The following is a 24,794-nucleotide window of genomic DNA, read 5'->3' as shown; positions in this document are numbered from 1 at the left end:
GGACCTTCGACCGAACTCAAGCGGAGACCATAAGAAAATGAAGCGCGAGCAACTGACCGAGAAGCTTCTCGACATCAAGCGCGAGAAGGGTTGGACCTGGAAATACATCTGCGACGAGATCGGCGGCATGTCGCCGGTGCTCGTCGTCGGCGCGCTGCTGGGCCAGATGAAGCTGGTGAAGCCGCTGGCGAAGAAGGCCGCCGATCTGTTCGGCCTTTCCGAGGTGGAAGAGCGGATGCTGAACGAGGTGCCCATGCGCGGCGCCGGCACGCCCATGCCGCCCACCGATCCGCTGATCTATCGCTTCTACGAGCTGGTGATGGTCAACGGCCCGGCCTGGAAGGCGCTGATTGAGGAGGAGTTCGGCGACGGCATCATGTCCGCCATCGACTTCAACATGGAGATGGTGCGCGAGCCGAACCCCAAGGGCGACCGGGTGCAGATCACCATGTCCGGCAAATTCCTGCCCTACAAATATTACGGCAACGAGCAGGGCATCCCGGACTACGGCTTCAAGGAAAGCTGAGCCGGCCCTCCGCCGCGTGGCCAAAGAAAAACCCCGCCGGGCGACCGGCGGGGTTTTTTGTTTCGGTAGAGAAGCGCAGGCCTATTCGTTGAACAGTGCCGGCTGCTCGGGCGCAGGGGCCTCGGCGGCAGCCTCGGCTCCCTCGCCGGCCCGGGTGCGGAAGCGGCGGCGACGCGGACGCGGGGCGTCTGCGCCCTCGGCGACCTCTGCACCCTCCTCGCGGGGCGTTTCCGCAGCCGCCTTGGGCTCAGCCTTCTCCGCCTTGGCCACGGCCTTCGGTTCGGCCTTCGGCTCCGCCTTGGGTTCGCGGGGCTCGGCCTTAGGCTCGCTCTTCACTTCGACCTTGGGCTCGGGGCGCTCCTTGGGAACGGCCGGTGCGCCGGTGATGAAGGACGGCAGGCCGAGATCCTGCTCCTCGACGCGGGGGGCGCGCGGCGGACGGGGCTGCTCGACCTCCTCATTGCGCGGCGCGCGATGCGGACGCGGCTGATCGCCATCGTCGCTGCGGGGCGCGCGGGCCGCGCGGGGCACGAAGCCTTCGCCATTGTCGTCGCGGTTGCGGCGGCGGAACTCGCGCGGCTCGCGCTGTTCTCTCGGCTCGCGCTGTTCCCGCGGGTCACGTTGTTCCCGCTGGTCGCGGGGCTCGCGCTGCTCCCGGGGCTCGCGCTGCTCCCGGGGCTCGCGCTGCTCCCGGGGGTCCCGATTCTCGCGGTTGTCGCGGGCCTCGCGCGGCTGGTAGCTCTCGTCGTCATCCCGATTGCGACGGAAATTGCCCTGCCGATTGTCGCGCTGGCCACGGTCATCCCGCTGACCACGATCATCTCGCTGACCACGATCATCTCGCTGACCCCGGTCATCCCGGTAGCCCCGATCTTCACGTTGGCCGCGATCTTCGCGCGGACCCCGATCATCCCGATTTTCGCGCGACTGGTAGGGTTGCTCGCCGCGGCCATAGGGCTGCTCGTTGCGGCCGTAAGGCTGGGGTGCGTCGAGGGAGGACATGTCGTCCATGTCCTCGTCGTCGCCTTCCTCGTCGCGGCCGAAGCCGTTCACCGGGGCGAACTGGCCCTGCAGCGAGGCGATGAGGCGAAGATAGTGTTCCGCATGCTGGAAATAGTTCTCAGCCGCCACGTGGTCGCCGGAGGACTGGGCGTCGCGGGCGAGCTGCTGATACTTTTCCGCAATGTGGTGGGCTGTCCCGCGCACCTTCACATCCGGGCCGTTCGACTCATACACCCGCGTCAAAGGGTTTGAGCTGCGCCGGTTGTTGTTGCGGCCGCGCATGCGCTTCTGCTGACCATTTCTCATATGGATCGATCTCTACTCGCCCGGCGTTCACGCCGCCGTCTGCGCCCGGCCGCATCGCGCCGGTACAATCCGCATATCCCGCCGGGCTTCCCGCACCGGCGGCGCGCGTCTCATGAAACGAACCTTCGGAACTCCACCCCATTGGAATGGGTGCCGTGGAACGCTGCTCCGTCCGCAGGACAAGACCGTCAGATCCGCGGAAGCCGCCTGCGCCGGCGTCCGCGCTGGACCAAAGCGAAAGTCGTCAAGAAGTCAGGATCAGTCCGATCATCGAGCCCCGTTCCGTGCCCCCCAGCACGGGCGCCAATACACGAGATGCCGCAACCCAAGACGACATCGCCGAAGACGACATCACCCAAGATGCCACCGCCTAAGATGTCACCGACATTCCGTGGGCCGCGCGTATTCAGCACCGTGAAACGATCCAACCGCAGGACGCTCGCATGAGCAGCGCCATCGCGCGCTCCACGCTCTCGCATCCCCAGCGACCGAAACATCCGTTTGAGATTTCGGAAGCCCGCATCAGCCCTCTGGACCAATGCTCCGGTTCGATTCCTGCGACTGACACTAGCCATTTCCCTCAAAGGTTCCAAGCCTTTTTTCATCGGCCGGTGGGTGTGCGGCGCCGGGCCACCGGGCGTAAAGGGCGCGCGGGATGCCTCCGAGGTCGGCGCGCGCCGGGCCGAGAAGCCCAAGCCCTGCCGCTTGAACGAGGGCGGCGACGGCGGGTTCCTGCCCCGCGCCGAGTTCGAGAACAGCCGCGCCGCCGGGCTTCAGCAGGCGCGGCAGATCGGCGGCGATGATGCGATAGGCCGCCAGCCCGTCGGCCCCCGCAACCAGCGCCAGCCGGGGATCGTGGAGGCGTACGTCGACGGCAAGTCCCGCCATCTCATCCTCGGTGATGTAGGGCGGGTTGGAGACGACGAGGTCGAAGCCGCCGGCAAGTGCGGTGCCCCAGTCGGCGACAAGAACAGACGCGCGGCCGGCGAGGCCGTTCGCTTCGAGGTTGTCCCGGGCCGTCCGGGCCGCGTTCTCCGAGCGGTCCACGGCGATGCCCGTTGCGGCCGGCCGCTCCGAAAGCAGGGCCGCGAGGATGGCGCCCGTGCCCGTGCCGAGGTCGAGGATGCGCAGCGGCGCGGCACGGTCGGGAAAGAGGGACAGCGCCGCCTCCACCAAAGTTTCCGTGTCCGGTCGCGGCACCAGCGTGTCCGGGGAAAGGCGGAAGGTGAGGCTCCAGAACTCCTTGTGGCCGAAGATGCGGGCCACAGGCTCCCCCGCGAGCCGCCGGGCGAGGAGCGCCTCGGTGGCGGCGAGGATATCGGGCGCGGCGGGGGCGGCGCCGTGGCTGAGAAGCTCGCCCGGCGGGCATCCGAGGGCATGGGCCAGCAGCAGCCGTGCATCCAGCTCCGGCGTCTCCATGCCACCGGCGGCGAGGCGCGCGGTCATCAGCCGGCGCAACTGGGCGATGGTCAGGTCGGCCGCGGGCGTGTCGCCGGGGCCGGGCACGGCTCAGGCCTCCTCGGCGGCTGCGAGCAGGGCGGCCTGGTGCTCGGTCAGCAGCGGTTCGATGATGTCGTCGAGCGCGGTGCCGGCGATCACCTCCTCCAGCTTGTAGAGGGTGAGGTTGATGCGATGGTCGGTCACGCGGCCCTGCGGGAAATTGTAGGTGCGGATCCGCTCGGAACGGTCGCCGGAGCCGACCTGTCCCTTGCGGTCAGCGGCGCGGCCGGCCTCCTTGCGCTGGCGCTCCTCGTCCAGCAGGCGGGAGCGCAGCAGCGCCATGGCGCGGGCCTTGTTGCGATGCTGGGAGCGCTCGTCCTGCACCGCCACCACCGTGTTGGTGGGGATGTGGGTGATGCGCACCGCCGATTCGGTCTTGTTCACATGCTGGCCGCCGGCGCCCTGGGCCCGGAACACGTCGATCCGGAGGTCGGATTCGTTGATGTCCACGTCCACATCCTCCGCCTCCGGCAGGACGGCGACGGTGGCGGCGGAGGTATGGATGCGCCCGCCCGCCTCGGTGGCCGGCACCCTTTGGACCCGGTGGACGCCGCTCTCGAACTTCAGCCGGGCATAGGCGCCCTTGCCGTGGACGGCGGCGACGATTTCCTTGTAGCCGCCCATGGTGCCCTCGCTCTCGGACAGCACCTCCACGCTCCAGCCTTTGTCGGCGGCGTAGCGCGTATACATGCGGTAGAGGTCGCCCGCGAACAGCGCCGCCTCGTCGCCGCCCGTGCCGGCGCGCACCTCCAGAATGATGCCGCGCTCGTCCATGGCGTCCTTGGGCAGGAGCGCGAGGCGCACGGCGGTGGTCAGCTCGGTAATCCGCGTATCCAGCCGCTCCACCTCGGCCTCGGCCAAGGTGCGCATCTCCGGGTCGCCGGCCGAATCGGCGAGCAGCTCCCGGGCGCCCTCCAGGTCACGTTCCGCGCCACGCAGGGCCAGCACCTGCTCCACCACGGGGGAGAGATCGGAGAACTCACGGCCGAGGCGGACGAACTCCTCCCCCTCCACCCCATGCGAGAGGGCGGCCTCGATCTCGGCATGCCGGGCGACCAGCTGGTCGAGTTTGGCGAGGGGCAGGGTGTTCATAAGGGGCTGACGGATCCGGACGGTTTGGGGAAAAGGGGCAAGAGAAAAGGGCAAGAGCAGAGGCGCGGCAGCGCGCCCGCTAGAGCGGCAGGCCGCAGTCCCGCGCGAACTTGGTCAGCATGGCCCGCGGATCGGCTGTGCCGGTACGGTCCTCGAGCAAGGGCAGCAGCACCTTGCGGGCGGCGGAGACGTCGGTCTCGAGCAGCATCGCCTTGACCGGCCCCATGGCCGCCGGGGAGACCGACAGGGAGCGGTAGCCCAGGGCGGCGAGGGCCACCGCCTCCAGCGGCCGGGAGGCCAGTTCGCCGCACAACGTCACGGGCTTGCCATGGCGGAGGCCCGCCTCCGCCACCAGGCGGAAGGCCCGAAGCGCCGGGGGAGAGAGCGGATCGAAGCGGTCGGCGACCCGCACGTTGGCGCGGTCGGCCGCATAGAGGAACTGCACGAGGTCATTGGAGCCCACCGAGAGGAAATCGGCGCGCGACAGGATCTCGTCCAGCTGGAAGAGCAGGGACGGCACTTCCACCATGGCGCCCACCTGGACCCGATCCGGCAGGGCGTGGCCGTGACGGCGCAGGTGAGTCAGCTCCCGCTCCACCATGGCCCGCGCCCGGTCGAATTCATCCACCGCGGCGACCATGGGGAACATCACGCGCAGCTCCCGCCCCGCGCCGGCGCGCAGCAGGGCACGCATCTGGCTGCGCAGCAGGCCCGGCCGATCCAGCCCGAGGCGGATGGCGCGCCAGCCGAGGGCCGGATTCTCCTCCTCCACCGTGCGCATGTAGGGCAGCACCTTGTCGCCGCCGATATCGAGGGTGCGGAAGGTGACGGGGCGGTCGCCCGCGGCGTCCAGCACGGCGCGGTAGAGCTTCAGCTGTTCGGAGATGCGCGGGAAGGCCGACGCGATCATGAACTGTAGCTCGGTGCGGAATAGGCCGATGCCCGCCGCGCCGGTCTCGGCGATGTGGGGCAGGTCCACCAGCAGGCCGGCATTGAGGTTCAGGTCCACATGCACGCCGTCCTTCGTCACGGATGGGCGGGTGCGAAGCGCGGCATACTGGGCCTGCCGGCGGGCGCGGAAGCGCACCTTCTCGGCATAGGCCTCCTCGACGTCGCCGGGCGGGCGCAGATGGACCTCGCCGTTCTGGCCGTCGACGATGACCGGATCGCCCTGGTCGGCGAGGCCGGCGGCATTCTCCACCTGACCCACGGCGGCGATGCCGAGGGCGCGGGCGACGATGGTGACGTGGCTGGTGGTTCCGCCTTCCTCCAGCACGAGGCCGCGAATGCTGGTGCGATCGTAATCCAGCAGCGCCGCCGGGCTCATGTTACGGGCGACGAGAATGGCGTTTTCGGGCAGCGCCTCCCGCTCCATGCCGCGGGACCGTCCGGTCAGCTCGCGCAGGAGCCGGTTGGCGAGGTCGTCGAGATCGTGCAGGCGCTCGCGCAGATAGGGGTCGGAGGCGCGCATCATGCGGGCGCGGGTATCCGACTGCACCCGCTCCACTGCGCCCTCGGCGGTGAGGCCGGAGAGGACGGCCTCGCGCATCTTGTGCATCCAGCCCCGGTCGTGGGCGAACATGCGGTAGGCTTCGAGGATGTCGCGATGCTCGCCGGCCTTGGAGAGGCCGTCGTCCTCCAGCATCAGGTCGATGGAGTGGCGCAGCTTGCCGATGGCGGCATCGAGCCGGGCGGTTTCCTTCACCACGTCGTCGGCGATGACGTTGGTCACCCGGATGCGCGGCTCGTGCAGCACCACATGGCCAAGGCCAAGCCCGTCGGCGAGGGCGACGCCCTTGAGATGCAGCGGCCGGCGCACGGCGGGTTCGGCGCCGGGCTTGGCCAGCGCCGTCAGTTCGCCCGAGGCGATCATCTCCGCCAGCACCATGGCGGTGGTCTGAAGGGCCTCGATCTCCTCTTCCGTATAGGTGCGGCGGGCGCGGTTCTGCACCACCAGCACGCCCAGCGTGTTGCCGCCGCGCAGGATCGGCACGCCGAGGAAGGAGTTGTAGATCTCTTCGCCCGTCTCCGGGCGGTAGGAGAATTCGGGGTGGGACTGGGCGTCCAGCAAGGCGAGCGATTCGGCCTCGCGCGCCACATGGCCGACGAGGCCCTCATCCACGCTCATGACGGTCAGATGAACCGCATCCCGGTTCAGGCCTTCCGTAGCGTACAGCTCAAGGGTCTGATCGACGCGCAGCACGTAGACCGAGCAGACTTCCGCCACCATGTTGGCGGCGATCAGCACAACGATCTTGTCGAGGCGGTCCTGCGCGCTGACCGGCTCCGCCATCACCTCACGGAGACGCCGGAGCAGCACGCGCGGACCGCCGAGCGCGCCACGCATCGGCCGCATCCTTAAAAATGAGCGGGTTCAGTAACCCCGCGAGGCTATCCAACGGATGGCGCGCCCCCGCAGGGCTACCGTCAACGGTTCCGCCCTCAGCTGTCCAGCCCGTATAGCGAATGGAGAGTCCGGACCGCAAGTTCGGTATAGGCCGCATCTATCAGGAAGGAGATCTTGATCTCCGACGTGGTGATGGCGCGGATGTTGATACCACGGCCCGCCAGCGCCTCGAACGCCTTGGCGGCGACGCCGGCGTGGGAGCGCATGCCGATGCCGATGACCGACACCTTGGTCACGTCCCCGGCGCCTTCGATCGCCTGGAAGGCGATGGAATCGCGGGCTCGCTCGATCACCGCCTTGGCGCGCTCGAAATCGGCCGTGGGGACGGTGAAGGTGATGTCGGTATAGCCGTCCGCGGACACGTTCTGGACGATCATGTCCACATTGATGTGCGCGTCCGCCAGCGGACCGAACACGGCGGCGGCGATGCCGGGCTTGTCGGCGACGCGGCGGATGGAGACCTGGGCCTCGTCCTTGGAGAAGGCGATGCCCGTGACCACCTGCGATTCCATCTGGCTTGCCACGATTTCCTCCTCGTCGCAGATGAGCGTTCCGGCCTTCTCGACCTCGCGCATCTCCGGCGCGTCGGGGTCCACAAGGCTCGAGCGCACGAAGGTGCGCACATTATGCACCATGGCGAGCTCCACCGAGCGCACCTGCAGCACCTTGGCGCCCAGCGAGGCCATTTCCAGCATTTCCTCGAAGGCGATGCGGTCGAGGCGGCGGGCCTTGGGCACCACACGCGGGTCGGTCGTGTAGACGCCGTCCACGTCGGTATAGATGTCGCACCGCTCGGCCTTCAGCGCCGCGGCCACCGCCACCGCCGAGGTGTCCGAGCCGCCGCGGCCGAGCGTCGTGATCCGCCCCGTGGGCAGGTGGATGCCCTGGAAGCCGGCGATCACCGCCACCTCGCCGCCCTCGATGGAGGTGGCCAGACGGTCGGCGTCGATGTCCATGATGCGGGCGGAGCCGTGGGCGTTGTCGGTGGAGATGGGGATCTGCCACCCCTGCCAGGACCGGGCGGAAACGCCCATTTCCTGCAGCGCGATGGCGAGCAGGCCGCTGGTCACCTGCTCGCCGGAGGCCACCACCGCGTCATATTCGCGCGCGTCGTAGAGCGAGGAGGCATCCTTGCACCAAGCGACCAGTTCGTTGGTCTTGCCGGACATGGCGGAGACCACGACGGCCACCTTGTAGCCGGCCTCCACCTCGCGCTTGACGTGGCGCGCCACGTTGCGGATGCGCTCGATATTGGCGACCGATGTGCCGCCGAACTTCATGACAAGCCGAGCCATCGCTCGTGCCTTTCTTCGCCAGATATCCTTGGGGTTGCACGCGTGCGGCGCCGATCACGGCGGCCGGCTTCAGCTCCGCATCATTTTCGCCGGCTGAGCCGGGCACGCGATGCCTGGGGTGCGGAGGTGGCCGAGCGGAACATCCCTTAAGTCCTTGCGCGCGGGGTTTTCGAGGTCGCGCAGCTGTTGGGGCGCCTCCATAGCGGCAACGGCGGGCCGGGGCAACCGCTCTGCGCAAAGCCGGAAAACCCGCTTGCGGCGCGGGGAGGGCACAGGCATCAACCGTCTGTCCCACCGGAGCCCCGCCCATGACCGAAGACGCCTTCGCGCTCGACCCCCGCCTCGCCGCGGATGGACCGGCCGTGGGGGACCTGCCGTTGTGTCATGTGCGGCTGGTGGAGGACCGGCGCTTCTTCTGGGTTTCCCTCACGCCCCGCCGGGCGAGCATGTCCGAGGTTTTCGACCTCGATGCCGACGACCGCCTGACGCTCATGGAGGAGGTCGCCCTCGTCTCGCGGGCGCTGAAGGACATCGCGGCCTGCGCCAAGCTGAACATCGCGGCGCTTGGCAACATGGTACCGCAACTCCACGTGCATATCATCGCCCGCAATCCCGGCGACGCGGCCTGGCCGGGCGTGGTGTTCGGTGCCGGCGCCCGCGAGCCGATGGGCGATCTGGAGCGCCAATCCCGCCTCGATGCCCTGCGCGGGCGGCTCAATGTGCACAGCCCAGCCCTGCCGGTGGGATAGCCTTGCCTCGGCCCCGGCTGCGTGCGACGGTCGCCATCAATTCGCAGCCTGCCGCCTGCCGGGGTCGTCTGGTCCATGTCCTTCATTTCCCGCCCCGATCTCGGCGTCTGGCCGACCCTTGGTTATGTGGACAGCCCGCTTGACCGCGCCTGCCACCTGCGTGCCGGTGCCGCCGATCTCCTCGATCATCCAGCCGCCCGCTTCTACCTGCTCGGCGGGGAACTGGTCGCGCTGAAGGGCGCGGGGCCGGTCTTCGATCCCCTGTTCGACCGGGCGGAAGCCGAGGCGCGCGGGCGCGGCGAGCCCCTGTTTCTGGGCATCGAGAGCGACGGCGCGCCGCGCTTTGCCAAGGGGTTCGATCCTGCCCTTAGGGAGGCGCTGGAGGGCGAGGGGCTCACGGTCCCCGACCTGCGCACCATCGCCGTCAGCGGCCTGATCGCACCGCATCACCTCGGGCCCGTCGCCTGCGGCAAGGCGTTGCGCGCCTGGCATACGCGGCACGGCTTCTGCGCCAATTGCGGCGCCGCCTCGCGTATCGTGGACGCCGGCTGGCGGCGGGATTGCCCCTCCTGCGGCGCCCAGCATTTCCCGCGCACCGATCCTGTCGTCATCATGCTCACTGCCCGCGGCGACCGCTGCCTGCTCGGCCGGCAGCCCCATTTCGCCCCCGGCATGTGGTCGACCCTCGCCGGCTTCGTGGAACCCGGCGAGACCATCGAGGACGCCGTGCGCCGCGAGACTTTGGAGGAGGCGGGCGTCCGGACGGGGGAGGTTCGCTACTTCGCGACCCAGCCGTGGCCCTTTCCCATGTCGCTGATGATCGGCTGTATCGCGCAGGCGACGAGCGAGGACCTCGTCATCGACCGCAACGAGCTGGAGGATGCCCGCTGGTTCGGCCGGGACGAGGTGACGCTGATGCTCACCCGCACGCATCCCGACGGGCTGTTCGTGCCGCCGCCCATCGCCATCGCGCACCATCTGATCCGCAGTTTCATCGAGGGCGGGCATGCTTGAACCGGCGGCGCCCGATGGTGCTCCACGCCCGGCGCGCCTTGCCCGTCTGACGCATCTGCTCGACCGTTTCTTTCCTGATTCCCGCCGCGGCACGCGGACCGGGCGCCGGCCGCCCTCCCTCGTCTACGGGCTGGATGACCATGTGCCGCCCGCTGCGCTGATCCCGCTCGCCGCCCAGCACGCCATGCTGGCCGTGACCTTCCTGATCTACCCGGTGCTCGCCGCCACCGAGGCCAAGCTGCCCGCCGACCAGATCTCGGCGATGGTCTCGGCCTGCGCCATGAGCATCGGGGTGGCCACCATCATCCAGTGCATGCGCACCCGCTTCGGCTCGGGCTATCTCGCCGTGCACATCCCTGCGCCCGGAGCGATTCCGCTGGCGGTGCAGGCGCTGGCGCTGGGCGGGCTGGGGCTGATGGCGACGACGACGCTCCTCGTCGGCATCGCGCAATTGTTCATCGCCCGGCTGGTGCGACCGCTGCGCGTGCTGCTGCCGCCGGAAGTCTGCGGCGTCGCGGTGAGCATGCTCGGCGTGTCGCTCGCAAGCCCGGCGCTCAGGCGGGCGCTCGGGCTCGACCATGGCCCCATGGTGGAGGAGAATGCCGTTCTCTCCAGCCTCGCGACGGTGGGCATCATCGTCGCCATCACCGTGTTTGCGCCGCGGCGGCTGAAGCTTTTCGCGGTGTTCGCGGGGGCGAGCATCGGCTGGATCGTCGCCCTCTCGCTCGGGGCCGGGCGCCCTGAAGCGCCTGAAGCCATTGCCGCGGCGCCGCTCCTCGCCTTGCCGACCCTGACCCTGCCGTCCTTCCAGTTCGCCCCGGCGCTGTTTCCGTTGATGGCGTTGCTGGTGGTGATGAACCTCGTGGACGTGCTCTCCGTCACGGTGTCGCTCGAAAAGATGAACGATGCCGACTGGCGCCGCGCCCACATGCCGGCGGCGCAACGGGCGGTGACGGCCTGCGGCATCGGCAACATCCTGAACGGGCTCACCTCGGGCTTCCAGTCGGGGCTCTCGTCTTCCTCGGTGGGCCTCGCCTTCGCCACCCAGTCCACGGCGCGCGTCATCGGCTTCACCGCCGGCATCATGATCTTCGCCATCGCCTTCGTGCCCAAGGCGATCGTGGCGCTCACCCTCATTCCCTCGCCGGTGATCGGCGGGATCCTGCTCTACACCTCCGCCTATCTGGTGGTGGCGGGTATGGACCTCGTGACCTCCCGCCGCCTCAGCGAGCGGCGGGTGTTCGTGGTCGGGCTCTCGGTGCTGGCCGGGCTTTCGGTGGCGCTTTTGCCCATCACCCGCCAGCTTCCGCTGATGCTGCAACCCTTGTTCTCGACGCCGCTGACGGTCGGGGCGCTCAGCGCCATTCTGCTCAACCTGCTGTTCCGCATCGGCATCGCGCAGGAGGCGGTGGAGGAAGTGCCGGAGGGTGCCCACGCCTTCCCCTTCGTGCGGGATTTCCTCGAAAATCAGGGGGATAACTGGGGTGCCCGGCGCGATGTGATCGCCGCCGCCATCCCCACGGTGGCCCAGGCGCTCGAACTGGTGGCCGACAGCGGCATTGCCGAAGGTCCCATCGAACTGCGCGCGCGGTTCGACGAAAGCCACCTCGATGTCTCGGTCGTCTATGACGGCATCGTCATGGAAGCCCCGAAGGAGCGACCCTCACCAGAGGCGCTTCTGGGCGACGCCCAGGAGCAGGCCTCCTTCGCGGCCTATATGCTCACCCATCTGTCCGACCACGTGAGCTTCGGCCGCACCGCCGGTCGCGCCCGCATCATGGTGCGGTTCGATCATTAGGCGTTGCCTTCGCTCCGGCACCGCCGCGGGCTGGGATGATGCCTTCGCTCAGGCGCCGCGGGCTTCCGGGCGAGGCTCAGATCGCCGGATCTGAGTCCCCGAATCGCGCCCGGTAGGGATGCGCGGGATAGACGCCCAGGATCCGCATCTCTCTGGAGAAAAAGGCCAATTCTTCCAGCGCCAGCTTCACGGAGCGATCGTCCGGATGGCCTTCCACATCGGCATAGAACTGGGTGGCGGTGAACTGGCCGTCGAGCTGGTAGGACTCCAGCTTGGTCATGTTCACCCCGTTGGTGGCGAAGCCGCCCATGGCCTTGTAGAGCGCCGCCGGGACGTTGCGGACGCGGAAGACGAAGGTGGTAATGACCGGCCCGCGCCCTGCCGGAGCCCAGTCGGCACCACGGCTGAGGATGATGAAGCGGGTGGTGTTGTGGGCTTCGTCCTCGATATTCTCGGCGAGGATATCGAGGCCGTAGATGTCCGCCGCCAGGCGGGAGGCGATGGCGGCGCGGGTCACGTCGTTCGCCTCGGCGATCTCACGGGCGGAACCTGCTGTATCTGCACCGATAATCGGCGTCAGCGACAGGGTGCGGATGGCCTTGCGGCACTGGCCGAGCGCCATCACGTGGCTCTGCACGGTCTTCAGCGTGGAGAGGGTCGCGCCCTTCACCGCCATGAGCTGGTGGGAGAGGGGGAGGAAGTACTCACCGACGATGGACAGACTCGACTGCGGCATCAGGTGATGGATGTCCGCGACCCGTCCCGCCACTGAATTCTCTATGGGAATCATGGCATAAGCCGCCGCCCCGTTCTCCACGGTGGCGAATGCGTCCTCGAAGGTGGGGCAGGGGACGGCTTCGAAGTCGGGGAAGACCTCGCGGCAGGCGATGTGGGAGTTGGCGCCGGGCTCGCCCTGGAACGTGATACGTCGGCTCATGGGCATGCTCATTTTTCCTGCGCGAGAAGGGCCCGTGCCCTTTCCAGATGGGACGGGGTATCGACCCCCAGCGGCACCGCGTCAACCACCGCCACGTCGATCCGCATGCCGGCCTCAAGTGCCCGCAATTGTTCGAGTTTCTCCCGCTTCTCCAGGGGGGAGGGCGGCAGGGAGACGAAGCGTTCCAGGGCCGCCCGGCGATAGGCGTAGAGACCGATGTGGTGGTATAATGGTCCCTCCCCGAAGGGGGCGGTGGCGCGGGTGAAATAGAGCGCGCGCAGCAGTCCCGGCGCCAGCGGCGAGCCCACCACCTTGACCACGTTGGGGTCGGTGCGCTCCTCGGCAAGGGTGATTTCGGCGGCCAATGTCGCGATGTCAGCCGAGGTTGCCAGTAGGGGAATCAGTGCCGTTCGGATGGTGTTTGGTAGAATCGTCGGCAGGTCGCCCTGCACATTGACCACGATCTCCACCTCGCCCGCCGGATCGAGGGTGGTGAGCGCCTCGAAGATGCGATCCGAGCCGGAGGGGTGGTCGGCCCGGGTCATCACCGCCTCGAGGCCGGCGGCAGTCACGGCGGCGGCGATCTCCGGGGCGTCGGTGGCGACCGCCACCCGGCCGATGCCGGCTGCGACCGCGCGCCGCGCCACCTCGACGATCATGGGGCGGCCGCCCACGTCGGCGAGCGGCTTGCCGGGCAGGCGCGTCGCGGCCATGCGGGCGGGGATGAGCACGAGCACGCGCCCGGCCGGATGCCCGGTGGGGGCTGGGGCGGGGGAAGGGGTGTCGGCCGGCATGAGCGGGGGTCCTCGGCGGGGTCCGGAAGGCCGCTCCGGGACAGACGCGGGGAGTGGCATTGGGGCGCGCCTTATACGGGTTGCTTCGACCGGTTCAAAGTGCTTAGTGTCGCCGACGGTTCGTGGGGCTCCCCCGCGCGCCATTCATCGACATGCTTGGGGCCGGGCAGCGCGCCGTTTCGGTGCAGCGCCCGGTGGGACACAGGACCTCCGAGGGGCGTAGCGCCGATGGACAGTTTTGAATTGAACAAGATCGCGGGTGCAGTTCTGGGCACGCTCACGCTGACCCTCGGCCTTGGGATCGTGTCCGAAATCCTGTTCACCCCCGAGGCGCCGGCCAAGCCCGGCTTCGAGATCGCGGTGCAGGAAGGCGCAGCTGCTGCCGGTGCGCCCAAGGCGGCGGCCGAGGTTCCGATCGAGCAGCTCTTCGCCACCGCTTCCATCGAGAAGGGTGCGGCCGCGGCCAAGAAGTGCGCCGCCTGCCATAACTTCCAGGAAGGCGCCGGCGCCAAGGTCGGCCCCGACCTCTACGGCATCGTCGGTCGTCCGGTGGCTTCCGCCTCGGGCTTCGCCTATTCCGCGGCCATGAAGGCCAAGGGCGGCGACTGGACGCCTCTGGCGCTCAACACCTTCCTCACCAATCCCAAGGCAGCCGTGCCCGGCACCGCCATGGCCTTCGCCGGCATCGGCAAGGAAGCCGAGCGCGCGGACCTGATCGCGTACCTGAACTCGCTGTCCCACGATCCCAAGCCCCTGCCCACCGCAGCGGCGGCGGCCCCGGCAGCGGCTCCTGCCGCCGCCCCCGCTGCGGCGCCCGCCGGGCACAAGTGATCTGAGGGCTGGGCTCGGGGCGTCTGCTCCGGCCTGATCCTGCTCTGACGATTGAAGCCCTCTCCCGCTTGCGGGGGAGGGCTTTTTCTTTTGCGGCGTGACGCTCTCCCTCCTGCTGTCACCCCGTCATGCCCGGGCTCGTCCCGGGCATCCACGTCGGGCCGCTGGGACGATGCCCGAAAGGTGTTCCCAGCCGAGCCACGTGGATGGCCGGGACAAGCCCGGCCATGACGGCGGTGAGGGGTGGATAGGGTCAGACGAGCGGCCGACGGGCGTCCCCCGCATGGCCCATCCGGCGCGCTACCGTCCGCTATCGCGCCGTCGCCCGGCCATGACGGCGGTGACGGCAGCAGGGCTTGCCGAAGCTTAAGGTCCGATCCAATTTCTGCCCATGCGCGGGGGCTGGGTTTATATCCTCACCAACCGTCCGAACGGCACGCTCTATGTCGGCGTGACGAACGACCTGGTGCGTCGCATTTTCGAACATCGTGAGGGGGAGATCGACGGCTTCACCAAGCGTCACCGCCTGACCCAGCTGATCTACTTCGAGCGCCACGACGAGATTGCGCGGGCCATCCAGCGCGAGAAGACGATGAAGCATTGGCCGCGCGCCTGGAAGGTCGGCCTCGTGCTGGAGATGAACCCGGAATGGCGAGACCTGTACGACGAGATCGCGTCCTGAGTTGTCGCCGTCATGCCGGGACAAGCCCGGCCATGACGGAGGGGGGATAGCTGCGCCGGCCGAACGCGGACAGGTGCATGCCCGCCTTCCGCTTTCCGTTGCGGCGCCTTCCGTTATCGCACCGTCATGCCCGGGCTTGTCCCGGGCATCCACGTCGGGCCGATGGGACGGCGCTCGGAAGGTGTTCCCAGCCGGGCCACGTGGATGGCCGGGACAAGCCCGGCCATGACGGCGGTGAGGGGTGGACTTGGCAGTGACCTCGGGGGGGGGCGCCATTTCACGCCATTGTCATCCCCGGCGCTTTTGCCCGGGCCGGAAGCCTTCCGCATGGGGAGCGCTCCAAGGAGCCGCTTTCCGGCTGCCCTCAAGGCTTCCCTGGCGTTCGATGTGCAGGTCGCCCCGTCCCCGCGCCTGCCTCTCCCCCTTGTCGCCGCCATGTTTCTGCCGTCGCGGCGGGTGCCATAATCGGCTATTCCCGGATCAAAGCGCGATCCAACCGGAGTTGCCGATGCTTGCGTCCCTCGCCCGCCGCCTTGCCCTCGCCGCCGCGCTGAGCCTCGCCTTCGGGGCGCCCGGCCGCAGCGCGGAGGACGCGAAACCGGCGCCGGACCCGGCCGCAGCCTCTTCCTCCACCACCGCCGCGCCGGCGGCCACGCCCGCAGCGCCCGTGTTCAGGCACGGCCTGTCGCTGATGGGCGAGCCCGCCTATCCCGCCGGCTTTCCCCATTTCAAATATGTGAATCCCGCCGCACCCAAGGGCGGCCTGCTGCGCCTCGCCGAGGACGGCACGTTCGACACCTTCAATTTCGTGGTGCCGCGCGGCACGCCCGCGGCGGGCATCAATCTGATCTACGACACGCTCATGGTCGCCGCCTCCGACGAGGTGGCGAGCGAGTACGGGCTGATCGCGGAAGGGGTGAGCTACCCGGCGGATTTCTCCTCCGTCACCTATCGCATCCGCGCCGACGCGCGCTGGCATGACGGCAAGCCCATCACCCCCGAGGACGTGGTGTTCTCCTTCGAGGCGCTGACGAAGAACAACCCCAACCAGCGCTTCTATTACAGCCACGTCACCAAAGCCGAGAAGACCGGCGACCGGGACGTGACCTTCACCTTCGACCAGGCCGGCAACCGCGAGCTGCCGCAGATCGTCGGCCAGCTCACCATTCTGCCCAAGCACTGGTGGACCGGCACGGACGCCAACGGCAAGCCGCGCGATATCGCGCAGGGCACGCTGGAGGTGCCGCTGGGCTCGGGCGCCTATCGCATCAAGAGCTTCATCGCCGGCCGCTCCATCACCTACGAGCGGGTGAAGGACTATTGGGCGAAGGACCTCAATGTGAACGTCGGAAAGGATAATTTCGACGAGATGCGCTACGAGTATTTCCGCGACGACACGGTGATGCTCGAAGCCTTCAAGGCCGACCAGTATGATTTCCGCGTGGAATCCTCGGCCAAGAACTGGGCGACCGCCTATGACTTCCCCGCCCGCGCCGATGGCCGCGTGGTGCTGGAGATGTTCGAGAACCGCTCGTCCGGCGTCATGCAAGCCTTCATTCCCAACCTGCGCCGCGACAAGTTCAAGGACCCGCGCGTGCGCCGCGCGCTGAATTACGCGCTCGATTTCGAGGGCATGAACCACACCCTGTTCTTCGGCCAGTACAAGCGCACCAGTTCCTTCTTCTCCGGCACCGAGCTTGCCTCCTCCGGCCTGCCGCAGGGCCGCGAGCTGGAGATCCTCAACACGGTGAAGGACAAGGTGCCGCCGCAGGTGTTCACCACCGCCTACACCAATCCCGAAAGCGGATCGGAGGAGGCGCGGCGGGCGAACCTGCGCGAGGCGGCGCGCCTGTTCAAGGAGGCCGGCTACGAGGTGAAGAACCGCAAGCTGGTGAACGCCAAGGGCGAGCCCTTCACCATCGAGTTCCTGCTCTCCAGCCCGGCCATGGAGCGGGTGGCGGTGTTCTACCGCCCGGCGCTGGAACGCCTCGGCATCGAGGTGTCGATCCGCATGGTGGACACCTCGCAATACATCAACCGCGTGCGCTCGCGCGATTACGACATCATCGTCTCCGGCTGGGGCCAGTCGCTGTCGCCGGGCAACGAGCAGCGCGAGTTCTGGGGCTCGGAGGCGGCCGACCGGGAAGGCTCGCGCAACCTCGCCGGCATCAAGGACCCGGCGGTGGACGCGCTCATCGAGAAGGTCATCTACGCCACCGACCGCGCCGACCTCGTCGCCGCCACCCACGCGCTCGACCGCGTGCTGCTGTGGAACGAATACGTCATCCCCGCCTGGGGGCTGAACTATACCCGCACGGCGCGCTGGGACCGCTTCGCCCATCCCGCGCAACTGCCCACCTATTCCTTCGCCTTCCCCGACATCTGGTGGTTCGACCCGGCCAAGGCGTCGAAGACCGGCGCGGGAGCGGGCAAATGAGCCTCACGCGCCGCGCGCTGCTGGCGTCGTCCTGCGCGCTCCTTGTGCCCGCTCTGGCGCGGGCGCAAGGCGCTTCGCCCGCCCCCTCGGCGGCGGAGTCCGCGGCAGGGGAGGGCGGCACGTCCGCCGCCGCGGTGGAGCGGCACGGCCTCTCCTTCTTCGGCGACCTGAGATATCCGCCGACCTTCACCCACTTCGACTATGTGAACCCGGATGCGCCCAAGGGCGGGCCCTTCTCCCAGCTCGGCCGCGCCACCTATTACAACCAGTCGCTCACCACCTTCGACACGCTGAACCCCTACAACCAGCGGGGCAACGGCGCGCAGGGCATCGAGCTGATCTACGACACCCTGATGGCCGCCGCCGGCGACGAGAAGAGCGCCATGTACGGGCGGCTCGCCTCGTCCGTGGTGATCTCGGACGAGGGGCTGACCTACCGGTTCAAGCTGCGGCGCGAGGCGCGCTTCCACGACGGCACGCCGCTCACTTCGGCGGACGTGGTGGCCACCTTCGAGGCCTTCAAGGCGGAGGGCTACGAGACCATCCGCATGGCCCTGCGCGACGTCACCGCCATCGAGGCGGACGGGCCGAACGAGGTGGTGTTCCGCTTCAAGCCGGGCCGCGCGCGCGACGTTCCCCTCACCGTCGCCGGCCTGCCCATCTTCTCCAAGGCGTTTCTGGCCAAGCACCCGTTCGGCCAGTCGTCGCTGGAGGTGCCCATGGGCTCGGGGCCGTACCGCATCGGCCGCTTCGAGCAGGGGCGCTACATCGAGTACAACCGCGTGCCCACCTATTGGGGTCGCGATTTGCCTGTCATGAAGGGGCGCTTCAACTTCGATCAGGTGCGCTACGAATATTTCCGCGACCGGGTGGCCGGCCTCGAAGGCTTCAAGGCCAAGGTCTATCTCTTCCGCGAGGAGTTCACCGCGCGCGAATGGGCCACCGGCTACGATTTCCCCGCCGTGCGCGAGGGGCGGGTGAAGGTGGAGACGCTGCCGGACGAGAGCTTTTCCGGCGTGCAAGGCTGGTTTCTCAATACCCGCCGTCCGAAATTCTTCGATCGCCGCGTGCGCGAGGCCGTCGGGCTCCTGTTCGATTTCGACTGGACCCGTAAGAACCTGATGTATGACAGCTATACCCGCACCGTCTCCTTCTTCCAGAATTCGGAGATGATGGCGCAGGGCCTGCCCTCGCCGGCGGAGCTGAAGCTGCTCGACCCCTACCGCGACCGCCTGCCCGAGGAGGTGTTCGGCGAACCCTACGTGCCGCCCCAGTCCGACGGCTCGGGCGAGGACCGCAACCTGCGCCGGCAGGCCCTCAACCTCCTCAAGGAGGCGGGCTACAGCGTGCAGCAGGGCAAACTGGTGGATGCCAAGGGCGAGGCCTTCACCATGGAGTTTCTGGACGATGACGGCGGGCTGGAGCGCCACACCGCCCGCTTCATCGGCCATCTGAAGAAGGTGGGCATCGAGGCCACCTTCCGCATCGTGGACCCGGCCCAGTTCCAGCAGCGGCTGCAGAATTTCGACTTCGACCTCGTGGTGCGCCGCTACAGCTTCGCGCCCTATCCCGGCGACGAGCTGCGCGCCTATTTCTCCACCGAGGCGGCGCGCACGCGCGGCTCCTACAATGTGGCTGGTATCGCCGACCCGGCGGTGGACGGCCTCATCAACGCGGCGCTGGCCGCCCCCGACGCGGCCGCCCTCGTCACCGCCTGCCGGGCGCTGGACCGGGTGCTGCGGTCCGGTCGCTACTGGATTCCCCAGTGGTATTCCGGCCAGAACCGCATCGCCTACTGGAACCAGTTCGCCCGCCCGGCGGTGAAGCCGCGCTACGAGCTGGGCGTGCTCGACACCTGGTGGAGCACCGGCCTTGATCCCGCCCGTGGCGGCTGAGGGGCGGTGCCATATGGATGAATCTTCATGTGAAGCGGCAACCTTTTCCCGCCAATATGGTCTAGCCTGAACCGAAGTGCCGCAACGGGACACCTGATGCTCGCTTACATCGTCCGCCGCATCGCCCTCATGGTGCCGACCATTCTCGGCATCATGCTGGTGTCGTTCGTGGTCATCCAGTTCGCCCCCGGCGGGCCGGTGGAGCGCGTGATCGCGCAATTGACCGGCGAGGACGTCTCCGCCACCTCCCGCGTCTCCGGCGGCGGCAGCGATTTCAGCGGGGCGGGCGCGGCGGCGCAGGCCGGGGCGGCGGCGGAGATGTCTTCCAAGTATCGCGGCGCGCAGGGCCTCGACCCGGCCTTTATCAAGGAGCTGGAGAAGCAGTTCGGCTTCGACAAGCCGCCCCACGAGCGCTTCCTGAAGATGATCACGGACTATGCCACCTTCAACTTCGGCAAGTCCTATTTCCGCGACATCTCGGTGCTGGAGCTGATCGGCGAGAAGATGCCCGTCTCCATCTCGCTCGGCCTGTGGATGACGCTCATCACCTATCTCATCTCCATCCCGCTCGGCATCGGCAAGGCCATGCGCGACGGCTCGCGCTTCGATGTGTGGACCTCGGCGGTCATCATCGTCGGCTATGCCATCCCGTCCTTCCTGTTCGCCATCCTGCTCATCATCCTGTTCGCGGGCGGCTCCTTCCTCGATCTCTTTCCGCTGCGCGGCCTCACCTCCGAGAATTTCTGGCAGATGAGCTGGCCCGAGCGCATCGCGGACTATGCGTGGCACCTGGTGCTGCCGCTCACCTCCATGGTGCTCGGCGCCTTCGCCACCATGACGCTGCTCACCAAGAACTCGTTCCTGGAAGAGATCCGCAAGCAGTACGTGACCACGGCGCGCATGAAGGGGCTTTCCGAGAGCCGGGTGCTCTACGGCCATGTGTTCAGGAATGCCATGCTGATCGTCATCGCCGGCTTCCCCAGCGCCTTCATCGCCGCCTTCTTCTCCGGCTCGCTCTTGATCGAGACCATCTTCTCGCTGAACGGCCTCGGCCTGCTGGGCTTCGAAAGCGTGCTCAACCGCGATTATCCCGTCGTGTTCGCCACCCTCTACATCTTCTCGCTGGCGGGGCTCATCGTCGGCCTCATCTCTGACCTCACCTACATGCTGGTCGATCCCCGGATCGACTTCGAGACACGGGAGGTCTGAGCCATGGATGCCGTTCCCGTGCTCCAGCCCGGCGCGCCCACCGATGTGCCCGCCGCCCGCGACACCGCCCACGGCCCGCTGCCGCCGCCCGGCGAGACCAAGCCCAAGAGCCGTTTCGCCCTCTCGCCGCTGAACCGGCGACGGCTGGCGAACTTCCGCGGCAACGGGCGCGGCTACTGGTCGTTCGTGGTCTTCATGGTGCTGTTCGTGCTCAGCCTCGGCGCCGAGTTCATCGCCAACGACAAGCCCATCCTCGTCTCCTATGACGGCGGCTATTACTTCCCCGTCGTAAAGGCCTATCCGGAGACGGCGTTCGGCGGCGATTTCGAGACCGATGCGGACTATCGCGACCCCTTCCTCCAGAAACTGATCGCCGAGAAGGGCGGCTGGATGGTGTGGCCCTTCATCCGCTTCTCCTATTCCACCCACAATCTGGACCTGCCCACCCCCGCGCCGTCGCCGCCCACCTGGATGCTCACCGAGGCCCAGTGCAAGGCGGCGGCGGAGAAGAAGGGCGTGTCCGGCTGTTCGGGCCTCGAAATGAACTGGCTCGGCACGGACGACCAGGGCCGCGACGTGGTCGCCCGCCTCATCTACGGCTTCCGCATCTCCGTGCTGTTCGGCCTCGCGCTGACCATCGTCTCGTCCGTGGTGGGCGTGGGGGCGGGCGCGGTGCAGGGCTATTTCGGCGGCTGGGTGGACCTCCTGTTCCAGCGCTTCATCGAGATCTGGACGGCCATCCCCTCGCTCTATCTCCTGCTCATCATCTCCTCGGTGCTGGTGCCGGGCTTCTGGGTGCTGCTCGGCATCCTCTTGCTCTTCTCATGGGTGTCGCTGGTGGGGCTAGTGCGCGCCGAATTCCTGCGCGCGCGCAATTTCGAATATGTGCAGGCGGCGCGGGCGCTGGGGGTGGGCAACCTCACCATCATGACGCGGCACATGCTGCCCAACGCCATGGTGGCGACGCTCACCATGCTGCCCTTCATCCTGTCATCCTCGGTGATGACGCTGACGGCGCTGGACTTCCTCGGCTTCGGCCTGCCCCCCGGCTCGCCCTCGCTGGGCGAACTGCTCTCCCAGGGCAAGAACAATATCCAGGCCCCCTGGCTCGGCCTCACCGGCTTCTTCACCGTGGCGGTGATGCTGAGCCTCCTCATCTTCATCGGCGAGGCGGTGCGCGATGCCTTCGATCCGCGCAAGACGTTCGGGTGAGGGAGGGGTGTGGTAGAATGAATGCGCGAGGTTGACTGAGATGAATACGATCGTGCGCCAGAACTACCCTGTTGAGAAGCTGCCTGAGGATTTGCAGAAGGTCGGCGAGAAGAGCGACGGCCTGCGGGTCATCGTCGAGGCCGTGCCGGCGCCGGTTTCGGAGGCGAAGCTCCGGGAGCTGCTAGCGCTCGCGCGGAATATCGAGCCGATCGGCGACGACCCGGTGGAGCGAATCCGGCAGTTGCGGGACGAGTGGGACGACTGAACCTGCGATGGCCTTCCGGATCTATTGGGATACCAATGTTTTCGTCAAAGCCTTTGAAGGGCGCGGACCCGCGTCCGAACTTCTGGTCTCTCTCCTGCTCTCCGGATGGGAATCGGGCGTGCCGCCACTGGTCACCAGCGAGCTGACGCACAGCGAGTTGTTGGTGAAGCCGCTGGAACTGCGCCGGGACGACCTCGTTCAAGTCTATGACAACTGGACCATCTCGAACCGTCATATCGAGGTCGTCCCTGTCTTCCGGCAAGTCCTGCACGATGCCGCATTCATCCGCTTCCGTGACAAGACACTGAAGCTCCCCGACGCGATCCATGTTGCCACTGCGCTTGGGATGAAATGCAGCGTGTTCCTCTCTTCGGATCAGCGCATCAAGCCACACGAGGGCTTGGACAGGCTCGAACCGACCGAAGAAAACGTCCGCGCGCTCCTCCAGAAGGTCGCCTCGCATGACCGCTGAACCCCTCCTTTCCGTCCGCGACCTCTCCGTCGCCTTCCGCCGTGGCGATGGCGCGCCGCCGGCGCTGGCGGTGAAAAATGTGTCGTTCGACCTCGCCAAGGGCGAGACGCTGGCGCTGGTCGGCGAATCCGGCTCCGGCAAGTCGGTCACGGCGCTGTCGGTGCTGAAGCTGCTGCCCTATCCCACGGCGAGCCACCCCTCGGGCGAGATCCTGTTCAAGGGGCGCGACCTGCTCACGGTGTCGGAGCGGGAATTGCGCGGCATCCGCGGCAACAACATCACCATGGTGTTCCAGGAGCCCATGAGCTCGCTGAACCCGCTCCACAGCATCGAGCGGCAGGTGGGGGAGATGCTGATCCTCCATCGTGGCATGTCCGCCCATGCCGCCCGCGCCCGCACGCTGGAACTGCTCGCCGAGGTGGGCATCCCCCAGCCCGAGGAGCGGCTTTCCGCCTATCCGCACCAATTGTCCGGCGGCCAGCGCCAGCGCGTGATGATCGCCATGGCGCTCGCCAACGAGCCGGACCTGCTGATCGCCGACGAGCCCACCACGGCCCTGGACGTGACCGTGCAGGCGCAGATCCTGAAGCTCTTGAAGGAGCTTCAGGCGCGGCTCGGCATGGCCATGCTGTTCATCACCCATGACCTCGGCATCGTGCGCAAGATCGCCGACCGGGTGTGCGTGATGCAGAAGGGCGAGATCGTGGAGCAGGGCGGGGCGGAGGAGACCTTCCTCCATCCGAAGCATGCCTACACCCAGGCGCTGCTGAAGGCCGAGCCGAAGCCGGACCCGGCCCCCATCGCCCCCGATGCCCCCTTGGTGGTTGAGGCGAACGACCTCAAGGTCTATTTCCCCATCAAGCGCGGCATCCTGCGCAAGACGGTGGGGCATGTGAAGGCGGTGGACGGGGTGTCCGTCGCCATCCGCCGGGGCGAGACCTTGGGCGTGGTGGGGGAGAGCGGCTCGGGCAAGACCACGCTCGGCCTCGCGCTGCTGCGGCTCATCTCCAGCACCGGGCCCATCGCCTTCCTCGGCAAGCCCATCGACGGTCTCAGCTTCAAGGCCATGCGGCCCTTGCGCTCGGACTTGCAGATCGTGTTCCAGGACCCCTTCGGCGCGCTCTCGCCGCGCATGTCGGTGGCGGAAATCGTGGAGGAGGGGTTGCTGGTGCACCAGCGCCAACTGACCGCCGATCAGCGTGAGGCGCGGGTGGTGGCGGCGCTCGCCGATGTGGGGCTCGATCCCGAGACGCGGCACCGCTATCCCCACGAATTCTCCGGCGGCCAGCGCCAGCGCATCTCCATCGCCCGCGCCATGGCGCTGGAGCCCTCCTTCGTGGTGCTGGACGAGCCGACCAGCGCGCTCGACATGATCGTGCAAGCGCAGATCGTCGACCTGCTGCGCGCGCTCCAGAAGAAGCGCGACCTCACCTTCATGTTCATCTCCCACGATCTGCGCGTGGTCTCGGCGCTGGCGAGCCGCATCCTCGTCATGCGCAACGGCAAGATGGTGGAGGAGGGGCCGGCGCACGACGTGTTCGAACACCCGAGGGAGGACTACACCCGCGCCTTGTTCGCGGCCGCCTTCAATCTCGACGCCACCGGCCACGGCGTGGTGCGCCAGTGACGGTGATGGAAGATCGCCCCGCGCGCGTGGACGTGGAAGGGCCGGAGCTGCTGGCGAAGGGCTTCCGGCCCTATGAGCGCTACCGCCTCGTGCTGCACCACGCGGACGGCACCAGCGACCATCAGGTGCGCGACATCGTGCGCGGTGGGCAGGTGGTGGGCGTGCTGGGTTATGACCCGGAGCGCGACCTCGTGGTGATGATCCGCCAATTCCGCCTGTCCGCGCACCTCTCCAGCAACCGGGGCGATCTGGTGGAGATCGTCGCCGGCATGGTGGAGCCGGGCGAGGCGCTGGAGGACGCGGCCCGGCGCGAGTGCGTGGAGGAGGCGGGCGTCGCGCCCCGCGCTCTGCTCCCCATCCTGACCTTTACGCCCAGCCCCGGCATCACGGACGAGCTGGCCTCCATCTTTCTCGGCGTCCTCGATGCCTCCCGCCTGCCGGAGCGGGCGGGGTCGCGGGAGGAGACGGAGATGACGCAGCCCTTCGCGCTGCCAGTGGACGAGGCCCTCGCCGCCATTGCCGAGGGGCGCTGCCTCAATGGCGTGCTGATCCTCGCCCTCCAATGGCTGGCGCTGAACCGCGCGCGGCTGCCGGAGCTGATCGCGGCGGCGGAGCGGGAGTAGGGGGCGCTGAGACCTGCACCCCGTTGCCGCCCCTCACCGCCGTCATGGCCGGGCTTGTCCCGGCCATCCACGTGGTTGGGCCGGGGACCCGTCTCACAGCGATGTAAATTCGGCCCGACGT

The 24,794-nt window shown here is 68.0% G+C and carries 21 protein-coding genes; 14 read left to right on the top strand and 7 right to left on the bottom strand.

The features are described from left to right. Positions 1–37: 37 nt before the first annotated feature. Positions 38–526, top strand: a complete 489-nt coding sequence (gene cynS / locus ACE3QW_RS16250) for a cyanase (protein ID WP_250165166.1) — start codon at positions 38–40, stop codon at positions 524–526. A gap of 81 nt (positions 527–607) precedes the next feature. Here cynS and ACE3QW_RS16245 read toward each other — a convergent pair whose 3' ends face one another. From ACE3QW_RS16245 to ACE3QW_RS16225, 5 genes are all read right to left on the bottom strand, one after another. Then, positions 608–1,810: a DUF4167 domain-containing protein gene (locus tag ACE3QW_RS16245; RefSeq protein WP_374252546.1), complete on the bottom strand. Its 1,203-nt coding sequence runs from the start codon at positions 1,808–1,810 to the stop codon at positions 608–610. 591 nt (positions 1,811–2,401) lie between these two features. Beyond that, positions 2,402–3,340 (bottom strand): peptide chain release factor N(5)-glutamine methyltransferase, encoded by a 939-nt coding sequence (prmC, locus tag ACE3QW_RS16240; protein ID WP_374252544.1) that lies wholly within the window; start codon positions 3,338–3,340, stop codon positions 2,402–2,404. Between the two features lie 3 nt (positions 3,341–3,343). Further along, complete coding sequence (prfA, locus tag ACE3QW_RS16235; RefSeq protein WP_374252542.1) at positions 3,344–4,426, bottom strand: peptide chain release factor 1; 1,083 nt, start codon at positions 4,424–4,426, stop codon at positions 3,344–3,346. Between the two features lie 79 nt (positions 4,427–4,505). Further along, positions 4,506–6,773: a phosphoenolpyruvate--protein phosphotransferase gene (gene ptsP, locus ACE3QW_RS16230; RefSeq protein WP_024277358.1), complete on the bottom strand. Its 2,268-nt coding sequence runs from the start codon at positions 6,771–6,773 to the stop codon at positions 4,506–4,508. A 95-nt stretch (positions 6,774–6,868) separates the two neighbouring features. Continuing rightward, the gene (locus ACE3QW_RS16225; RefSeq protein ID WP_374252539.1) at positions 6,869–8,128 is read right to left on the bottom strand and encodes an aspartate kinase; all 1,260 of its coding nucleotides are present in this window, start codon (positions 8,126–8,128) and stop codon (positions 6,869–6,871) included. A gap of 308 nt (positions 8,129–8,436) precedes the next feature. Between ACE3QW_RS16225 and ACE3QW_RS16220 the strand changes: the two genes are divergently transcribed. The 3 genes from ACE3QW_RS16220 (at position 8,437) to ACE3QW_RS16210 (ending at position 11,689) form a co-directional block, all read left to right on the top strand. Next, positions 8,437–8,877: an HIT family protein gene (locus ACE3QW_RS16220; protein WP_374252537.1), complete on the top strand. Its 441-nt coding sequence runs from the start codon at positions 8,437–8,439 to the stop codon at positions 8,875–8,877. A 75-nt stretch (positions 8,878–8,952) separates the two neighbouring features. Then, positions 8,953–9,891, top strand: coding sequence for an NAD(+) diphosphatase (gene nudC / locus ACE3QW_RS16215; RefSeq protein ID WP_374252535.1), 939 nt, complete (start codon positions 8,953–8,955; stop codon positions 9,889–9,891). Further along, positions 9,884–11,689: a solute carrier family 23 protein gene (locus tag ACE3QW_RS16210; protein ID WP_374252534.1), complete on the top strand. Its 1,806-nt coding sequence runs from the start codon at positions 9,884–9,886 to the stop codon at positions 11,687–11,689. Before nudC ends, ACE3QW_RS16210 begins: the two co-directional genes overlap by 8 nt. Positions 11,690–11,765: 76 nt before the next feature. Here ACE3QW_RS16210 and ACE3QW_RS16205 read toward each other — a convergent pair whose 3' ends face one another. Both ACE3QW_RS16205 and ACE3QW_RS16200 read right to left on the bottom strand, forming a co-directional pair. Beyond that, complete coding sequence (locus ACE3QW_RS16205) at positions 11,766–12,626, bottom strand: prephenate dehydratase (protein ID WP_374252532.1); 861 nt, start codon at positions 12,624–12,626, stop codon at positions 11,766–11,768. Positions 12,627–12,634: 8 nt separating this feature from the next. After that, positions 12,635–13,420 (bottom strand): 3-deoxy-manno-octulosonate cytidylyltransferase, encoded by a 786-nt coding sequence (locus tag ACE3QW_RS16200; RefSeq protein WP_374252530.1) that lies wholly within the window; start codon positions 13,418–13,420, stop codon positions 12,635–12,637. Between the two features lie 228 nt (positions 13,421–13,648). On the opposite strand from ACE3QW_RS16200, the gene ACE3QW_RS16195 reads away from it, so the two are divergent. The 10 genes from ACE3QW_RS16195 to ACE3QW_RS16150 all read left to right on the top strand — a co-directional run bounded on the left by ACE3QW_RS16195 (position 13,649) and on the right by ACE3QW_RS16150 (position 24,673). Then, entirely contained in the window at positions 13,649–14,251 is a 603-nt protein-coding gene (locus ACE3QW_RS16195) for a cytochrome c family protein (RefSeq protein WP_051678992.1), read from the top strand. Between the two features lie 391 nt (positions 14,252–14,642). Beyond that, positions 14,643–14,933, top strand: a complete 291-nt coding sequence (locus ACE3QW_RS16190) for a GIY-YIG nuclease family protein (RefSeq protein WP_029556961.1) — start codon at positions 14,643–14,645, stop codon at positions 14,931–14,933. A gap of 508 nt (positions 14,934–15,441) precedes the next feature. After that, complete coding sequence (locus tag ACE3QW_RS16185) at positions 15,442–17,370, top strand: extracellular solute-binding protein (RefSeq protein ID WP_374252527.1); 1,929 nt, start codon at positions 15,442–15,444, stop codon at positions 17,368–17,370. Beyond that, positions 17,367–19,265: an extracellular solute-binding protein gene (locus ACE3QW_RS16180; RefSeq protein WP_374252526.1), complete on the top strand. Its 1,899-nt coding sequence runs from the start codon at positions 17,367–17,369 to the stop codon at positions 19,263–19,265. The genes ACE3QW_RS16185 and ACE3QW_RS16180 overlap by 4 nt, the downstream gene beginning before the upstream one ends. Before the next feature lie 96 nt (positions 19,266–19,361). After that, entirely contained in the window at positions 19,362–20,474 is a 1,113-nt protein-coding gene (locus tag ACE3QW_RS16175; protein ID WP_374252524.1) for a microcin C ABC transporter permease YejB, read from the top strand. A gap of 3 nt (positions 20,475–20,477) precedes the next feature. Next, positions 20,478–21,686 carry an ABC transporter permease gene (locus ACE3QW_RS16170; RefSeq protein ID WP_374252522.1) on the top strand — a complete coding sequence of 403 codons (1,209 nt, stop codon included), beginning with the start codon at positions 20,478–20,480 and terminating at the stop codon, positions 21,684–21,686. 40 nt (positions 21,687–21,726) lie between these two features. Further along, the gene (locus ACE3QW_RS16165) at positions 21,727–21,951 is read left to right on the top strand and encodes a hypothetical protein (protein WP_374252520.1); all 225 of its coding nucleotides are present in this window, start codon (positions 21,727–21,729) and stop codon (positions 21,949–21,951) included. A 7-nt stretch (positions 21,952–21,958) separates the two neighbouring features. After that, complete coding sequence (locus ACE3QW_RS16160) at positions 21,959–22,423, top strand: type II toxin-antitoxin system VapC family toxin (RefSeq protein ID WP_374252518.1); 465 nt, start codon at positions 21,959–21,961, stop codon at positions 22,421–22,423. Beyond that, positions 22,413–24,050 carry an ABC transporter ATP-binding protein gene (locus ACE3QW_RS16155; RefSeq protein ID WP_374252516.1) on the top strand — a complete coding sequence of 546 codons (1,638 nt, stop codon included), beginning with the start codon at positions 22,413–22,415 and terminating at the stop codon, positions 24,048–24,050. Before ACE3QW_RS16160 ends, ACE3QW_RS16155 begins: the two co-directional genes overlap by 11 nt. 5 nt (positions 24,051–24,055) lie before the next feature. After that, a complete protein-coding gene (locus tag ACE3QW_RS16150; RefSeq protein ID WP_374252514.1) occupies positions 24,056–24,673 on the top strand; it encodes an NUDIX domain-containing protein in 618 nt (205 codons plus the stop codon). The last annotated feature ends 121 nt before the right edge of the window (positions 24,674–24,794 follow it).

The organism is Xanthobacter sp. (assembly GCF_041911315.1).
Taxonomy (GTDB): Bacteria; Pseudomonadota; Alphaproteobacteria; order Rhizobiales; family Xanthobacteraceae; genus Xanthobacter; species Xanthobacter aminoxidans.
Note: the sequence above shows the minus strand (reverse complement) of the source record. Positions and strands in the feature narration are given on the sequence as shown.

Coding starts and splice junctions, on each gene's coding strand:
- cynS (WP_250165166.1), top strand. CDS start 38: ATGAAGCGCGAGCAACTGACCGAGAAGCTTCTCGACATCAAGCGCGAG.
- ACE3QW_RS16245 (WP_374252546.1), bottom strand. CDS start 1,810: ATGCGCGGCCGCAACAACAACCGGCGCAGCTCAAACCCTTTGACGCGG.
- prfA (WP_374252542.1), bottom strand. CDS start 4,426: ATGAACACCCTGCCCCTCGCCAAACTCGACCAGCTGGTCGCCCGGCAT.
- ptsP (WP_024277358.1), bottom strand. CDS start 6,773: ATGCGTGGCGCGCTCGGCGGTCCGCGCGTGCTGCTCCGGCGTCTCCGT.
- ACE3QW_RS16225 (WP_374252539.1), bottom strand. CDS start 8,128: ATGGCTCGGCTTGTCATGAAGTTCGGCGGCACATCGGTCGCCAATATC.
- ACE3QW_RS16220 (WP_374252537.1), top strand. CDS start 8,437: ATGACCGAAGACGCCTTCGCGCTCGACCCCCGCCTCGCCGCGGATGGA.
- nudC (WP_374252535.1), top strand. CDS start 8,953: ATGTCCTTCATTTCCCGCCCCGATCTCGGCGTCTGGCCGACCCTTGGT.
- ACE3QW_RS16210 (WP_374252534.1), top strand. CDS start 9,884: ATGCTTGAACCGGCGGCGCCCGATGGTGCTCCACGCCCGGCGCGCCTT.
- ACE3QW_RS16205 (WP_374252532.1), bottom strand. CDS start 12,626: ATGAGCCGACGTATCACGTTCCAGGGCGAGCCCGGCGCCAACTCCCAC.
- ACE3QW_RS16200 (WP_374252530.1), bottom strand. CDS start 13,420: ATGCCGGCCGACACCCCTTCCCCCGCCCCAGCCCCCACCGGGCATCCG.
- ACE3QW_RS16195 (WP_051678992.1), top strand. CDS start 13,649: ATGGACAGTTTTGAATTGAACAAGATCGCGGGTGCAGTTCTGGGCACG.
- ACE3QW_RS16190 (WP_029556961.1), top strand. CDS start 14,643: ATGCGCGGGGGCTGGGTTTATATCCTCACCAACCGTCCGAACGGCACG.
- ACE3QW_RS16185 (WP_374252527.1), top strand. CDS start 15,442: ATGCTTGCGTCCCTCGCCCGCCGCCTTGCCCTCGCCGCCGCGCTGAGC.
- ACE3QW_RS16180 (WP_374252526.1), top strand. CDS start 17,367: ATGAGCCTCACGCGCCGCGCGCTGCTGGCGTCGTCCTGCGCGCTCCTT.
- ACE3QW_RS16175 (WP_374252524.1), top strand. CDS start 19,362: ATGCTCGCTTACATCGTCCGCCGCATCGCCCTCATGGTGCCGACCATT.
- ACE3QW_RS16170 (WP_374252522.1), top strand. CDS start 20,478: ATGGATGCCGTTCCCGTGCTCCAGCCCGGCGCGCCCACCGATGTGCCC.
- ACE3QW_RS16165 (WP_374252520.1), top strand. CDS start 21,727: ATGAATACGATCGTGCGCCAGAACTACCCTGTTGAGAAGCTGCCTGAG.
- ACE3QW_RS16160 (WP_374252518.1), top strand. CDS start 21,959: ATGGCCTTCCGGATCTATTGGGATACCAATGTTTTCGTCAAAGCCTTT.
- ACE3QW_RS16155 (WP_374252516.1), top strand. CDS start 22,413: ATGACCGCTGAACCCCTCCTTTCCGTCCGCGACCTCTCCGTCGCCTTC.
- ACE3QW_RS16150 (WP_374252514.1), top strand. CDS start 24,056: ATGGAAGATCGCCCCGCGCGCGTGGACGTGGAAGGGCCGGAGCTGCTG.